14 protein-coding genes and 1 pseudogene are annotated in these 13,884 nt (G+C 58.4%); 1 reads left to right on the top strand and 14 read right to left on the bottom strand.

The window, feature by feature from the left end; translation table 11 throughout:
* Nucleotides 1–105: 105 nt before the first annotated feature.
* From NQ012_RS02855 to NQ012_RS02790, 14 genes are all read right to left on the bottom strand, one after another.
* Nucleotides 106–660, bottom strand: coding sequence for a HupE/UreJ family protein (locus tag NQ012_RS02855; protein ID WP_257066043.1), 555 nt, complete (start codon nt 658–660; stop codon nt 106–108).
* A gap of 180 nt (nt 661–840) precedes the next feature.
* A complete protein-coding gene (locus tag NQ012_RS02850; protein ID WP_257066042.1) occupies nt 841–1,527 on the bottom strand; it encodes an urease accessory protein UreF in 687 nt (228 codons plus the stop codon).
* Nucleotides 1,517–2,017 carry an urease accessory protein UreE gene (gene ureE / locus NQ012_RS02845; protein WP_257066041.1) on the bottom strand — a complete coding sequence of 167 codons (501 nt, stop codon included), beginning with the start codon at nt 2,015–2,017 and terminating at the stop codon, nt 1,517–1,519. The genes NQ012_RS02850 and ureE overlap by 11 nt, the downstream gene beginning before the upstream one ends.
* Before the next feature lie 93 nt (nt 2,018–2,110).
* Nucleotides 2,111–2,275 carry a lipoprotein signal peptidase gene (locus NQ012_RS02840; RefSeq protein WP_257066040.1) on the bottom strand — a complete coding sequence of 55 codons (165 nt, stop codon included), beginning with the start codon at nt 2,273–2,275 and terminating at the stop codon, nt 2,111–2,113.
* A gap of 156 nt (nt 2,276–2,431) precedes the next feature.
* Nucleotides 2,432–4,486 carry an urease subunit alpha gene (gene ureC, locus NQ012_RS02835; RefSeq protein WP_257066039.1) on the bottom strand — a complete coding sequence of 685 codons (2,055 nt, stop codon included), beginning with the start codon at nt 4,484–4,486 and terminating at the stop codon, nt 2,432–2,434.
* A 21-nt stretch (nt 4,487–4,507) separates the two neighbouring features.
* Complete coding sequence (locus NQ012_RS02830; RefSeq protein WP_257066038.1) at nt 4,508–5,209, bottom strand: glutamine amidotransferase; 702 nt, start codon at nt 5,207–5,209, stop codon at nt 4,508–4,510.
* A 13-nt stretch (nt 5,210–5,222) separates the two neighbouring features.
* Nucleotides 5,223–5,525: an urease subunit gamma gene (gene ureA, locus NQ012_RS02825; protein WP_257066037.1), complete on the bottom strand. Its 303-nt coding sequence runs from the start codon at nt 5,523–5,525 to the stop codon at nt 5,223–5,225.
* Nucleotides 5,526–5,593: 68 nt separating this feature from the next.
* Entirely contained in the window at nt 5,594–6,301 is a 708-nt protein-coding gene (urtE, locus tag NQ012_RS02820) for an urea ABC transporter ATP-binding subunit UrtE (protein ID WP_257066035.1), read from the bottom strand.
* 110 nt (nt 6,302–6,411) lie between these two features.
* On the bottom strand, nt 6,412–7,221 hold the full coding sequence (gene urtD, locus NQ012_RS02815; protein ID WP_257066034.1) for an urea ABC transporter ATP-binding protein UrtD: 810 nt from the start codon (nt 7,219–7,221) through the stop codon (nt 6,412–6,414).
* Nucleotides 7,218–8,345: an urea ABC transporter permease subunit UrtC gene (gene urtC, locus NQ012_RS02810; protein ID WP_257066033.1), complete on the bottom strand. Its 1,128-nt coding sequence runs from the start codon at nt 8,343–8,345 to the stop codon at nt 7,218–7,220. The genes urtD and urtC overlap by 4 nt, the downstream gene beginning before the upstream one ends.
* A complete protein-coding gene (gene urtB, locus NQ012_RS02805) occupies nt 8,342–9,979 on the bottom strand; it encodes an urea ABC transporter permease subunit UrtB (RefSeq protein ID WP_257066032.1) in 1,638 nt (545 codons plus the stop codon). Before urtB ends, urtC begins: the two co-directional genes overlap by 4 nt.
* Before the next feature lie 114 nt (nt 9,980–10,093).
* Complete coding sequence (gene urtA, locus NQ012_RS02800) at nt 10,094–11,422, bottom strand: urea ABC transporter substrate-binding protein (protein WP_257066031.1); 1,329 nt, start codon at nt 11,420–11,422, stop codon at nt 10,094–10,096.
* A gap of 392 nt (nt 11,423–11,814) precedes the next feature.
* Nucleotides 11,815–12,411 (bottom strand): hypothetical protein, encoded by a 597-nt coding sequence (locus NQ012_RS02795; RefSeq protein WP_257066029.1) that lies wholly within the window; start codon nt 12,409–12,411, stop codon nt 11,815–11,817.
* Nucleotides 12,412–12,519: 108 nt separating this feature from the next.
* Complete coding sequence (locus NQ012_RS02790) at nt 12,520–13,500, bottom strand: PhoH family protein (protein WP_257066028.1); 981 nt, start codon at nt 13,498–13,500, stop codon at nt 12,520–12,522.
* Nucleotides 13,501–13,596: 96 nt separating this feature from the next.
* Between NQ012_RS02790 and NQ012_RS02785 the strand changes: the two are divergent.
* Nucleotides 13,597–13,884, top strand: a pseudogene (locus NQ012_RS02785) (leucine zipper domain-containing protein); the annotation flags it as partial.

Here is a 13,884-nt window from a genome sequence, read left to right as displayed (position 1 = left end):
GCTGAAGCGGCAACAGAATCGGTTCCGTACTACCTGTACTGTCTGCGGCTTCGTCGCCTTGTCTTATGCTGAATTTAAGCCACTATATTTTTCACGATAACGAAATCAAGCCAGCAGCAGGCTCAAACCGACTGCGCCGATGGCGGTGCCGACCGCGCGGTTGATCCACAGGTTTTTCTGCAAGGCCGTACCGATAAAGAAACCGGCGGCGTGCAGGGCGGCGGTGCTCAAGACAAAGCCGAGCGCAAACCAAGCGGCGTGGCCGTGCATCTCCGCGCCGTGCGCCACGCCGTGAAACAGGGCGAACGTGCCGGCTACTGCGGCGGCTGCGGCGGCGGGAATGCGCTGCGCCCAAGCGGCGGCCAGGCCGATCACCAACACCGAAGCGGCGATGCCTTGTTCCAGCAGCGGCATCTCACCGCCGTTTGCGCCGAAGGCGAAGCCGGCGGCCATCATGGCGACAAAGGCGGCGGGAATCGCCCAGCGCGCTTTACCGCCGAACGAAGCCGCCCACAGGCCGACGGCGAGCATGGCGAGAATGTGGTCGGGGCCGGTTATCGGGTGCAGCATGCCGTTGAGCAGGCCGCTGTCGCCGTGGCCGGGGTGGGCAAAGGCGGGTGTAGCGGCGGTGAGGGCAAGCAGAAGAAGCAGTTTTTTCATGGCGGTTTCCTTGAAAGTGGGTGTCAAATCAATAGGGTAAAACGGTTTCAGGCTGCTTTTCAGACGGCCTGAACGCATATACAGCGGTAGGTCGGATACTTGTATCCGACATTTTTTTGATTCAATGGTTTGTCGGATTCAAGAATCCGACCTACGCCTCTGTGGCGCGGTTTGCCGGCATTAACTCATATACAGCCGCGTGTACAGCCGTTCATGCTGCATGGCGCGGATGTCGGCGGCGGCGCAGGCGGCGCCCAGCCATTCGGGGTCGGGATTCAGGCTGGCGGCGACGGCGCGCGCGATGGCTTCGTGCAGGTCGAAGAGAATATCCTGCCCGTCCATCTGGCTTAACGGAATCAGTTTCACGCCGTTGGTAACTGCGCCGGCGGCGGCGTTGTAGTAGAACGCGGCGAGCGCGTCGGCTTTGTTTTGCTGCAATACGGCGGCAATCAGGCCGAAGGCGACGGGATAGCAGCCGTGCGCTTCCTGTTGCGCCATGCCTGTCTGAAAACGCTGCACGATGGCGGCGGTTTCGCGGCGGGCGAAGATTTTCAGCAGCCGCACGCCGAGTTTGAGCGAGGCTTCGCGGATTTCGCGCGGGGCTTTGGCGGCGACGGCGTGGCGGTCGATTTCGGCCAGCCGTTCAAAGTCGCCGGCCTGTGCGGCGTCGTATGCCAGCGAAACGTAAGCGCCGTCGTTATAGGCCCAGTTTTGTTCGAGCTGCACGGCCACATATTCTTTCAGACGGCCTGCATTGTCGACCACGCCTTGCTGCACGAAGGTTTCGAGGCCGCCCGAATGGTTGAAGCCGCCGATGGGCAGGGCGGGGTCGGCCAGTTGCAACAGCGCGGTCAGTTTAGTGTTCATGATGGTGGCCGTGCGGGTGGTCGTGATGATGATGGTGGTGGCCGTGGCCTTGCGCGGAATTGGCGCGCAATTGTTCGTTTAAGCGGCGCGTGTCGCGCTTGGGCGCAAAACCGGCGGCGGCGAGCCATTCGAACAGCGGCTTGTCGAAAGGCAGCAACAGTTCGTTGCCGTCGAGAAACAGCGGTGTGTGTTTGTTGCCGATTTCGTAGCAGGCGCGCGCCATTTCGGGCAGGGTTTGCGGCGAGAGCACCATCACTTCGGAGGGTTCGATTTCGATGGTAACCGCCAGTTTGTCGTTGAGAAACACCAAGTCGCCGTGGTGCAGGCGCTGGCCTTCTTTGAGCAGGCGGAAAGCGATGTCGCGCCCGCCGTTGCTGGTTTTGCGCAGAATGCGGCGGTCGGCTTCGTACCATTGCAGGGAAACGCGGTCGCGTTCGATGCCCTCGGGCAGGGTTTGCGGCGGCAGGATGTTTTGGATTAACAGGTTCATGGCGTGCTTTCTTTCAGACGGCCTGTTCGGTAGGGCAGGCCGTTTGAATAAGGTGGGTTGGGGTGCAACTTGTTGCGCCGTTATCGTTAAATCTTAAAGAGACCTTTGCAAAACCCCCGGATGTGGATGCAGTTCAAGGCGTAGCAGCGCAGCGAGCGCAGACATATCAGATAGATAGGCAAGCGAGCGAGCAGCGCACAACGCAGAAATGCGCCGCAGATGGGGGTTTTGCAAAGGTCTCTTAAGTAACAGCTTCATCGTACTCGGGCTTGACCCGAGTATCTCAAAACCTGCTGAAACTCGAGATACTCGGGTCAAGCCCGAGTATGACGCTTGTAGTTTTTCTTAAGTTTTCTATGGTTTGCTGTTTTCAGACAGGCATTTGCAGCGGCAATGTCTGTCTGAAAACGTTTTTTAAAACAGAAAATAACGCTGTCCCAAGGGCACGCTTTGCGCCGGTTCGCAGGTGATGTGTTCGCCGTTAACGCGCACTTCGTAGCGTTCGGGGTCAACCGTGATGTTTGGCGTGCCGTTGTTGTGGATCAAGTCTTTTTTGCCGATGTTGCGGCAGTTTTCCACCGCCAGAGTGGCTTTGTTTAAACCGTATTGCGTGCGGATGTCGGCCTCGGCGGCGGCTTGCGACACGAACAGCACGGCGGTTTCGGCGGCGGCTTTGCCGTGCGCGCCGAACATCGGGCGGTACACCACGGGCTGCGGGGTGGGGATGCTGGCGTTAGGGTCGCCCATGCGCGCGTAGCTGATGAAGCCGTTTTTGATGATGATTTCGGGTTTCACGCCGAAGAAGGCGGGTTTCCACAACACGATGTCGGCCAGTTTGCCCGCTTCGATCGAGCCGACGTGGCGGCTGATGCCGTGGGCGATGGCGGGGTTGACGGTATATTTGGCGATGTAGCGCTTGATGCGGAAATTGTCGTTGTCGCCGCGCTCTTCGGGCAGTTGGCCGCGCTGCTGTTTCATTTTGTCGGCGGTCTGCCAGGTGCGGATGACCACTTCGGCCACGCGCCCCATCGCCTGCGAGTCGGAACTCATAATGGAAAACACGCCCATGTCGTGCAGAATGTCTTCGGCGGCGATGGTTTCGGGGCGGATGCGCGAATCGGCGAAGGCCACGTCTTCGGCCACGCGTTTGTCGAGGTGGTGGCACACCATCAGCATATCGAGGTGTTCGGCGATGGTGTTGACGGTAAACGGACGGGTGGGGTTGGTGGAGGCGGGCAGCACGTTGGGATACATGGCGGCCTTGATGATGTCGGGTGCGTGGCCGCCGCCCGCGCCTTCGGTGTGGAAGGTGTGGATCACGCGGCCGTTAATCGCCTGCATGGTGTCTTCGAGAAAACCGCTTTCGTTTAAGGTGTCGGTGTGGATGGCGACTTGCACGTCCATTTCGTCGGCTACTTTCAGGGCGGCATCGATCACGGCGGGGGTGGCGCCCCAGTCTTCGTGGATTTTCAAACCCAAGGCACCGGCGCGGATTTGTTCGCGCAAGGGTTCGGTGTCGGCGCAGTTGCCCTTGCCGAAAAAGCCGAGGTTCACCGGAAAGGCTTCGGCGGCCTGCAACATGCGGCGCATATTCCACGCGCCGGGGGTAACGGTGGTGGCGTTGGTGCCGTCGGCCGGGCCGGTGCCGCCGCCTATCATGGTGGTGACGCCGCTCTCAATCGCATGGGCAATCTGCTGCGGGCAGATATAGTGGATATGGGTGTCGATGCCGCCGGCGGTGGCGATCAGGTGCGCGCCATTGTGCACTTCGGTGGCCGCGCCGATGATCATATTGGGGGTAACGCCGTCCATGGTGTCAGGGTTGCCCGCCTGGCCGATGCCGACGATGCGGCCGTCGCGGATGCCGATGTCGGCTTTCACAATGCCCCAATGGTCGATGATGACCACATTGGTAATCACGAAATCGAGCACGTTTTCATCGCTGCGGCAGGCATCGGCCGACTGCGCCATGCCGTCGCGCACCGATTTGCCGCCGCCGAATTTGCATTCGTCGCCATAGGTGAGCAGGTCGCGCTCGATTTCGGCGAAGAGCTGCGTATCGCCCAAACGGATTTTGTCGCCCACGGTCGGGCCGTAGGTGGCCAGATATTGCGCGCGGGGAATAGTGAGCACGGCATCTTTGAGGCCGTCTGAAAGCGGCGGCAGGCTTGCGCCCCGGGTTTCGTTGCGGAAGCCTTTTAATATGCGGCCGCCGCCGAAAGACACCAATTCCACCGTTTTCTGCTCGCCCGGTTCGAAGCGCACGGCGTTGCCGCTGGGGATATTCAGGCGGAAGCCTTTGGCCGCTTCGCGCTCGAACGACAGCGCGGGGTTGGTTTCGTAAAAATGGTAATGCGAGCCGACCTGTATCGGGCGGTCGCCGAGATTGGTTACGGTCAGCGTGCGCACGGCACGCTTGCGGTTGGCGGCGATGTCGCCTTCGGCGGCGAGGTATTCTCCGGGGATCATGGGGTGTCCTTTAAGGTTGTTTCAGACGGCCTGCACGCTGGATACATAATCGGCGAAGCGTTGCAGTAGGGCGGCGGCTTCGGGGGTGTTTTGTGCGGGTTCGCCGCCGTTCTTCCTGCCGTGGTGGCGGCGCTGGTAGCCGTTCATCACATCGGCGCTGAATTCGGGGTGGAACTGCACGCCCCAGGTGTGTTTGCCCAAGCGGAAGGCGTGGTGTGCTTCGTGCGGGTTGCGGCACAGCAAAACGGCTTGCGGTGGTAATTTCAGCGCGCTTTGGCGGTGGACGGTGTGGGCGGGAAAGCGGCTGCCCAGGGGGGCGAACAGCGGGTCGTCGTCGCAGGCGGGCAAGCGTTCGATGGTTTGGGTGCCGATTTCGAGGCCGTTGGGGTTGTCGCCCGCTTCGCCGCCGAGCGCGTGCGCCAGCAGTTGGTGGCCGTAGCACAGCCCGAACAGCGGCAGGCCGTGTTCGTGGGCTTGAGCCAGCCAGCGGGCGGTGCGCTCGCTCCAATCGGCTTTGTCGCTCACCATGTCGTGCGAGCCGGTGATCACGGCGGCGGCGCAGCTTGACGGGGCGGGCAGGACGGCGGCGCGCGAAACGTCGACCACGCGGGTTTTGCGCTGCTTGCCGTTTAAGGCGCGGTAGACCATGTCGTCGAAATCTCCGTGCGCGGCGGCGATTTCGGGGAAGGTGTGGCCGGCTTGGATGATGAGGATGGGCTTCATGTTCAGACGGCCTTTAACGGATGGGCTGGTGTACGGTAACGAGTTTGGTGCCGTCGGGGAAGGTGGCTTCGATCTGCACTTCGTGCACCATCTCGGCCACGCCTTCCATCACGTCGTTAATGCCCAAGAGGGTGGCGCCGTAGTTCATCAGTTCGGCCACGCTCATGCCGTCGCGGGCGGCTTCCTGAAGGTGGCTGGAAATATAGGCCACGGCTTCGGGATAGTTGAGCTTCAGGCCGCGCGCGCGTCGTTTGGCGGCCAGCTCTCCGGCGAGAAACAGCATCAGTTTTTCTTGTTCGCGGCTGGTAAGGTGCATGGGGTTTCCTTGTATTGATTGGTTTTCAGACGGCCTCTGCCTGTCTGAAAAAATGATTAGGGTGCGGCTTATACACTCAAATATTGCTGAATCAACTCTTCGGTGAGTTCGCTGCCTTCGCCCTGCGCCACGCAATGACCGCGCTCGAGCAGTACGAAGTGGTCGGCCAGCAGTTTGATCAGATTGAGTTTCTGCTCGACGATTAATACGGTCAGCCCCCATTCCTGATTGAGGCGGCGGATCACGCGGGTGATGTCGTCGACGATATTGGGCTGGATGCCTTCGGTGGGTTCGTCGAGAATCAGCAGGCTGGGGTTGAGTATCAGTGCGCGACCGATGGCGAGCTGTTGCTGCTGGCCGCCGGAGAGGTCGCCGCCGCGCCGCTGTTTCATGTCATAAAGCACGGGGAACAGCTCGTAAATCATCTCGGGCACATCGGCGCTGCGTTCGCCCGTGCGTTTGCGGTAAACCGGCAGGCTGATTCTGAGGTTGTCTTCCACGCTTAATTGCGAAAAGATCTGCCGCCCCTGCGGCACATAGGCAATGCCCAAATAGGGGCGTTTTTCGGCGCGCTGTTTGAGCAGGTCGGTGCCGTCGTAGGAAAGTTGCTCGGCTTTGGCGGCCACTTGGCCCATGATGGATTTGAGCAGGGTGGTTTTGCCCACGCCGTTGCGGCCGATGATGCAGGTGCATTGTTTTTCGGGCGCGGTGAAGCTGATGTCGTGCAGGATGTGGCTTTGGCCATAGTATTGGTTGAGGTTTTTTACGCTTAACATGGTTTTCCTTTCGGAGGCCGTCTGAAAGGTTTTCAGACGGCCTGATGGCTTGGTTTGCGGTTTACAGTCTGCCGATGCCTGTCTGAAATATTTTTTCAGACAGGCATTGTTTAAGCTGCTTTTTGGCCGCCGCCCAGATACACATCAATCACTTGTTGGTTGTTCTGCACTTCGCTCAGGCTGCCTTCGGCAAGAATACTGCCCTGATGCAGCACGGTTACTTTGCGGGCGATTTTGCGCACGAATTCCATATCGTGCTCAATCACGGCGATGGCCTGTTCGCCCGCCAGCGAGGTGAGCAGTTCGGCGGTGCGCTCGATTTCGCCGTGGGTCATGCCGGTAACGGGTTCGTCGATTAACAGCAGCTTGGGCTTCTGCATCAGCAGCATGCCGATTTCCAGCCATTGCTTTTGGCCGTGCGACAACACGCCGGCGTCGCGGCTGCGGGTGGCGGTGAGGCCGATGGTCTGCAACACGCTGTCGAGCAGGTCGTTTTGTTCGCCGGTCAGTTTGCGGCCTTTGCCGAACAGCGCGCCGAACACGCTTTTGCTGCCGGCGGCGGCCAGCGACAGGTTGTCGTACACGCTGAGCGATTCGAACACGGTGGGCGTTTGGAATTTGCGCCCCACGCCCGCGCGGGCGATTTCGGCTTCGCTCATTTCCAGCAGGTTGTAGCGCTGGCCGAGCCACACGTCGCCGGTGTCGGGGCGGGTTTTGCCGGTGATGATGTCCATCATGGTCGATTTGCCCGCGCCGTTGGGGCCGATGATGCAGCGCAACTCGCCTTTGTCGATATAGAGGTTGAGGTTGTTGATGGCTTTGAAGCCGTCGAAACTCACCGACACATCTTCCATATAGAGAATGTATTTGTTGTCGATGTGCAGGTTGTCGAAACGGTTGCGGTTGGCTTTGGCTTTCATGCGGCGCCCTCCTGTGCGGCGGCGGGTTGGTCGGGTCCTTCGGGTTTGGCGGCGCGTTTGCGGGCGACAAGACCGGCGATGCCGTCTTTCAGGAAGATGGTAACCAACACAAACAGCGCGCCCAAGAAGAACAACCAGGCATCGGGCAGGGCGGCGGTGAGCCAGGTTTTGGCATAGTTCACCGCAAACGCGCCGATAATCGCGCCGTAAAGCGTGGCGCGGCCGCCCAAGGCCACCCACACGATGATTTCAATCGACATCAGCGGCGCAAATTCGCTCGGGTTGATGATGCCCACCTGCGGCACATACAAGGCACCGGCCACGCCGGCGAGCATGGCGGAAAACACGAACACCGCAAGTTTGATGTGTTCGACGCGGAAGCCCACAAAACGCACGCGCATTTCGGCATCGCGGGTGGCAATAATCAGCTTGCCCAAGCGTGTGTTCATCACACTGCGCAAGAAGGCGTATACCGCTAAGATGACGATGCCGGTGATGGCAAACAAGGCGACGCGGGTGGCATCGGCGGTGAGGTTGAAACCGAGCAGGGTTTTGAAACCGGTGAGACCATTGTTGCCGCCGAAGCCGGTTTCGTTCAGGTAAAACGCCAGCATCAACGCATAAGTCATGGCTTGGGTGATGATGGAAAGGTAAACGCCGGAAACGCGCGAGCGGAAACACAGGCCGCCGATAACAAACGCCAGCAGGCCGGGGGCGAACAACATCATCACGAGCGCCCAAGCGAAATATTCCGAGCCGCTCCAAAACCACGGCAATTCGCTCCAGCCGAGAAACACCATAAAATCAGGAAGGCTGCCGGGCACGCCGCCGGCGCGGGTGAGATACATGCCCATCGCGTAGCCGCCCAAGGCGAAAAACGCGCCGTGGCCGAGGCTGAGTATGCCCAAATAGCCCCAAGCCAGATCCAAGGCCAGCGCCAGCAGCGCGTAGCATAAGTATTTGCCCAGCAGGGTAACGGTGTAGGTGGAAATATGCAGCAGGCTTTCAGACGGCATCACAAGGTTGCCGATGGGCACAATAATCAGCAGCAACACCAGAAAACCCAGCGTCAGCCTGCCCAAAAGCGGTTCGCGTTGGAATGTGTTTAAGATGACGGAATTCATTCGACACCTCTGCCTTTCTGCGGAAACAGGCCGCGCGGAAATTTTTGGATAAACAGGATAATCACCACCAGCATCACGGCTTTGGCCAATACCGCGCCCAGCCACGGCTCCATCATTTTGTTCAACACGCCCAGCATCAGGCCGGAAACCAGCGTGCCCCACAGGTTGCTCACGCCGCCGACCACCACCACCATAAACGAGTCGACGATGTATTGCTGGCCGAGGTTGGGGCCGACGTTGGCCAGTTGCGACAGCGCCACGCCGGCCACACCGGCGATGCCCGAGCCTAAGCCGAAAGTGAGCATATCCACTTTGCGGTCGCTGATGCCCACCGCGCGCGCCATATTGCGGTTCATCGACACCGCGCGCACTTCCAAGCCCAAGCGGGTGCGTTTCATCACCGCCCACAGCGCCAAGAAGCAGGCGAGGCAGAAAAAGAAGATATAGATGCGGTTCCAAGTGATAGAGAGGCCGTTAACGATTTCGAGCGAGCCGCTCATCCAATCGGGCGTTTGCACCATGCGGTTGAGCGGCGAGAAAATGCTGCGTACCGCCTGTTGCAGAATCAGGCTGATACCGAATGTGGCCAGCAGCGTTTCCAGCGGGCGGCCATACAGATGGCGCACCACCAGCCGCTCAATCAAAATCCCCACCAAACCGCTCACCACAAACGCTGCCGGCACCGCCACCAATACCGAAGCACCGATATGGTTGGGCATCAGCAGCTGCACCACATAGGCGCAGTAAGCCCCGATCATCATCAACTCGCCGTGTGCCATATTGATCACGCCCATCACGCCGAAGGTAATCGCCAAACCAATGGCGGTTAACACCAACACCGAGCCTAAACTCAAGCCGAAGCTGAAAGTTTCAGCGCCTTGCAGCAGCGAGAGCTTGGTTTCCACCGAGGCGGCGGCCTGCACGGCCTGCCCTTTCAGCGCGGGCGTGGGCGCGTGGGCGGCGTATTGCTCCAGAACCGCCAGATTGTCGGGCGAAGCGTGCTGCCGCAGCAGCTCGACGGCATGCACATGGCGGATTAAATCACCGCTTTCCAAATCGGCGCGGGCTATATAGCTCTCCATCATGCTGCGCACGGTGGCCGAGGTTTCGTTTGGCAGCGCGCTTTTCACTTTGTCGAGCGCGGGTGTGCCGCTGGTTTGCAGCAGGGTTTTCATGGCCGCTTCGCGGGTATCGGCGTCGGGCGAGCGCAGCGCGTTTTCGGCGTTATAGGTTCTGATCCACAGGCGCACATTGTTGTCGATGACCACTCGTTTGGCGCCGGCCGGCCGCGCGCCCGCCGCTTCGGGGCGTTCGACGGGGGCGAAACGCTCTTCGCCGCCGTTAAGCGTTTTTTCATAAAACGAACCGCCGGCGGCATACAGGCGGCCTTCGGTTAAGGCTTGCAGAATCTGCGCTTGACGGGGGTGCTTGAAACGCACCACCTGCTGCATGGCGGCAAGTTTGCCGTCGAAATCGGCAGCGGCGAGGCGGTTTAAGACATCGTTGAGAGTTGCCGCCTGGGCAGGTGCAGCGGCGGTTGCCGCCGGGGCGGGTTCGGCCATGGCGTTCGGCAGCATCGCCGTGCACAATATGACGGCTGCCAATAGTTGTTTGATGAAAATCAAAGGCTTCATGGCGGACAGTTCCTTTTTCTTTTAAACGGAATGGGGGCGGTTAGGCCGTCTGAAAATGCGGCAAGGCGTTCAGACGGCCTGCGCGGATAAAACGGCAAAGACGGTGCGGAATGTTTAGCGCGCGCCCGACGTGCATTTTTTTGCAACCTTGTCGTAGGCGCCGCAGTTGAGCGGCGGCGTCCAGTCGGCAATCAGGTTTTTCGATTCGGGCAGCAGCCCCGACCACGCTTCGCCGTTCACTTCGGGCGTTTGCGCCACCACGTCGAATTGGTCGTCGGTGTGGATTTCGCCGATTAACACGGGTTTGGCAATCATGTGGTTGGCCAGCATTTTGGCTTTGCCGCCGGTGAGGTTGGGCACTTCCACGCCGATTAAGGCGCGCTGTACCGCTTCGCTGTCGGTAGTGCCGGCTTTTTCCACCGCTTTCACCCACATATCGAAACCGATTTTGGTGGCTTCCATCGGGTCGTTGGTAACGGCGTTTTTGTCGCCTTTGAAGTCGCGCCAAGATTTGATAAACGCCGCATTGGCAGGCGTATCCACGCTTTCGAAATAGTTCCATGCCGCCAAATGGCCGATTAAGGGCTTGGTGTCGATGCCGGTCAGCTCTTGTTCGCCCACCGAAAACGCCACCACCGGAATAAAGTCGGGTGTGATGCGCTGGTTGGCCAGCTCTTTATAGAAAGGCACGTTGGCATCGCCGTTAACGGTGGACACCACCGCCGTTTTCTTGCCGGTGCTGCCGAATTTTTTCACGTCGGAAACGATAGACTGCCAGTCGGACTGGCCGAACGGCGTGTAGTTGACCATGATGTCGGCTTCAGCCACGCCTTTCGATTTCAGATAGGCCGCAAGGATTTTGTTGGCCGTGCGCGGATACACATAATCGGTGCCCAAGAGCGCGAAACGCTTCACCCCTTTGGCCAGCAGGTAATCCACCGCCGGCAAAGCCTGCTGGTTGGGCGTTGCGCCCGTGTAGAAAATGTTTTTGCTGCTTTCCTGCCCCTCCCATTGCACGGGGTAAAACAGGATTCCGTTCAATTCTTCAAACACCGGCAGCATTGATTTGCGCGACACCGAAGTCCAGCCGCCGAACACCACCGCCACTTTGTCTTGCGCCAGCAGCTTGCGCGCTTTTTCGGCGAACATCGGCCAGTTGGAAGCCGGGTCTTCCACCACCGGCACCAGCTTTTTGCCCAACAGGCCGCCTTTGGCGTTTTGCTCGGCAACCAGCATCAGCACCGTGTCTTTCAGCACCGATTCCGAAATCGCCATCGTGCCGCTCAAAGAGTGCAGCACCCCGACCTTAATCGTGCCGCCCGCATTTTGCGCGACCGCCGTGCCCGAAGTGGCGGCGGGCTGCTCTTTTGCTTGCGGGCCGCAGCCGCCCAGCAGCAGCGCCGAGCAGAGGGAAGACAAAATAAAACAGGGGAGTGCTTTCATAAATCTCTCCGGTTGGTTTTCGGATGCGGCGGTGTTTAACCCCGCTGTGTTTATGTTGTGGAAATAATCCGGTTTTAACGCCTTGAAAAACAATCAAAAAAATTCATACGGCTGAAATTTATAATGTATTGTTTTGTTAAATTGTAAACAATCATAAAAAATATTGTCAACAATTTATTTGAAAATTGTTGACAATACTTGATTGGGAAAAGAATGGGATAAGCTGATTCGGTTCAGAAAATGGAAATAACGGTTTGAAAGAAAAGGAACTTTAAGAAAAGACGGAGCATGATGTTTTAAAAAATATCAACCGGTGCGGGCATGAAAAGATTACAGGCCGTCTGAAAAATCTTCAGACGGCCTGTTCAGGCTGCGGTTGTTTCGCGGTAAGTTTAGCCGTCGCCGCGCTCCAGCAGCATCAGCATCATGGCGGCGTTCAACACCAAAACGTCGTCTTCCGCACTTGCAGGGCCGGTTTTTTCCAGGCTGAACCTGCGTTCGAAAAACGAAGGCTGTTTGCGCAGCACAAACACTTCGCGTCCGTCGGGTGCGGTAACGCCGTAGCCGGGGTTGAAGAAATAGCCGGTGAGCATGCCGATAATCGGGATTTCGCCGACGATGCCGTCGAGCACCGCCACCCACGGGTTCTTTTCGCGCATGGTGTAGCGCGTTTGGCCTTGTGCATCCATGATGGTGAAGCTGGTCTGCCACAGCGATTTCATGCCCGAACGTTTGATTTGGCCGATAACCTGGTCTTGCGCGTTGCGCACGGTGTAGTTGGCGTTGAAGTCGATGATGTGGTCGGCTTTGATGGTGTAGAGCCGTTCGCTGCGGCTGCCGTCGCGGAAGATTTCGATGGATTCTTTGATTTTGAAAATCTTCTGGTGGGTGTAGGCCACCGTTTCGCCTTGCGCGTTCATCACCGAAAAATCGTTGGACGGGGTGAGGATTTTAAAGGTGAAATTCAGGGGGAAATGTAGGTTTTGCATGGTGTGTCGTGTCGGTTTGCCGTTATCTTTTCAGACGGCCTGATGCCGTCTGAAAAGATAAAGGGGCATGGTTGTAAAACGCGGGAGGAAACCGTTGTCGGTGCGGCATCAGTGTCCGGCTTTTGCGGCTTTTTCTTCCCGTTCGTCCGCCGCATCGTAGGCTTCCACGATTTTCTGCACCAGCGGGTGGCGCACCACGTCTTCACTGGTAAAGGTGTGGAAATACAGGCCCTCGATGCCCGCGAGTTTTTCTTTGGCGTCTTTCAGGCCCGATTTGATGTTGCGCGGCAGGTCGATCTGGCTCAAGTCGCCGGTGATAACGGCTTTGGCGCCGAAGCCGATGCGGGTTAAAAACATCTTCATCTGCTCGGGCGTGGTGTTTTGCGCTTCGTCGAGAATCACATAGGCACCGTTGAGCGTGCGCCCGCGCATATAGGCCAGCGGGGCGATTTCGATTAGGCCTTTTTCCAAGAGTTTGGTTACGCGGTCGAACCCCATCAAATCGTAAAGCGCGTCGTAGAGCGGGCGCAGGTAGGGGTCGACTTTCTGCGCCAAATCGCCGGGCAGAAAGCCGAGTTTTTCGCCGGCTTCCACCGCCGGGCGCACCAAAACGATGCGCTCGATTTGGTGTTTTTCCATCGCATCGACGGCGGCGGCCACGGCCAGATAGGTTTTGCCGGTGCCGGCGGGGCCTAAGCCGAACACCACGTCGTGATTGAGCAGGGCGCGGATATAGCCGTTTTGGCGCGGCGTGCGCCCGCCTATGCTGCCGCGCTTGGTGCGCAGATAGTATTGTTGGTCGTGGTGTTTTTCTTGGTGGCCGGCATCGGCGGTTTTGGCTTCGACGGCGGCAAGCTGGATATCGCTGTCTTCCAAATCGCGGTTTTCGGCGGTGTCCGCCAGCGAAAGCAGTGCGCGGCGGCCTGCGTGGGCCAGTTCGCCCAAAAAGGTGAAGTCGGAAAAGCGGCGGCTGATTTGGATATCGAGTGCGCGGGCAAGAGTGTTCAGGTTGGCATCAAGCGCGCCGCAAAGGCGTTGCAGCACGGCGTTGTCGATGTTTTCGAATTGCAGGTGAACGGTGTGGCTCATTTGTCGGGGCGGCTTTCGCGAAGGGGTTGGAACATGATGGGGTTATAAGTGTAGGAAAAGCTAGCGTTGTTTACAGTATTTGAAAGACAATACTGCATGAACATCCATAAAAATACCCGGCTAACCCCGCATAACCGCCAGGCCATTTGGCGCGCTTATACACAAGACAAAATCAGTGTAACTTCGTTGGCACAACAATACCGTGTCAGCAGAGTAACGATTTACCGCATACTCAAAGCAGCCCGGTTGCGGCTACTCACCCCGCAAAAAAGCACCAACAACCGCTTTAAACAAGCCAAATACGGCATGAAACGCCTGGCTAAAGTTGAGCGGGAAATCGAAGAGAAACTCAAAAAACAGGCAAAGCGTTACAACAAATCCTAT

The organism is Neisseria dentiae, assembly GCF_024580525.1.
Lineage (GTDB): Bacteria > Pseudomonadota > Gammaproteobacteria > Burkholderiales > Neisseriaceae > Neisseria > Neisseria dentiae_A.
This window is presented reverse-complemented; position numbering and strand designations above follow the sequence as displayed.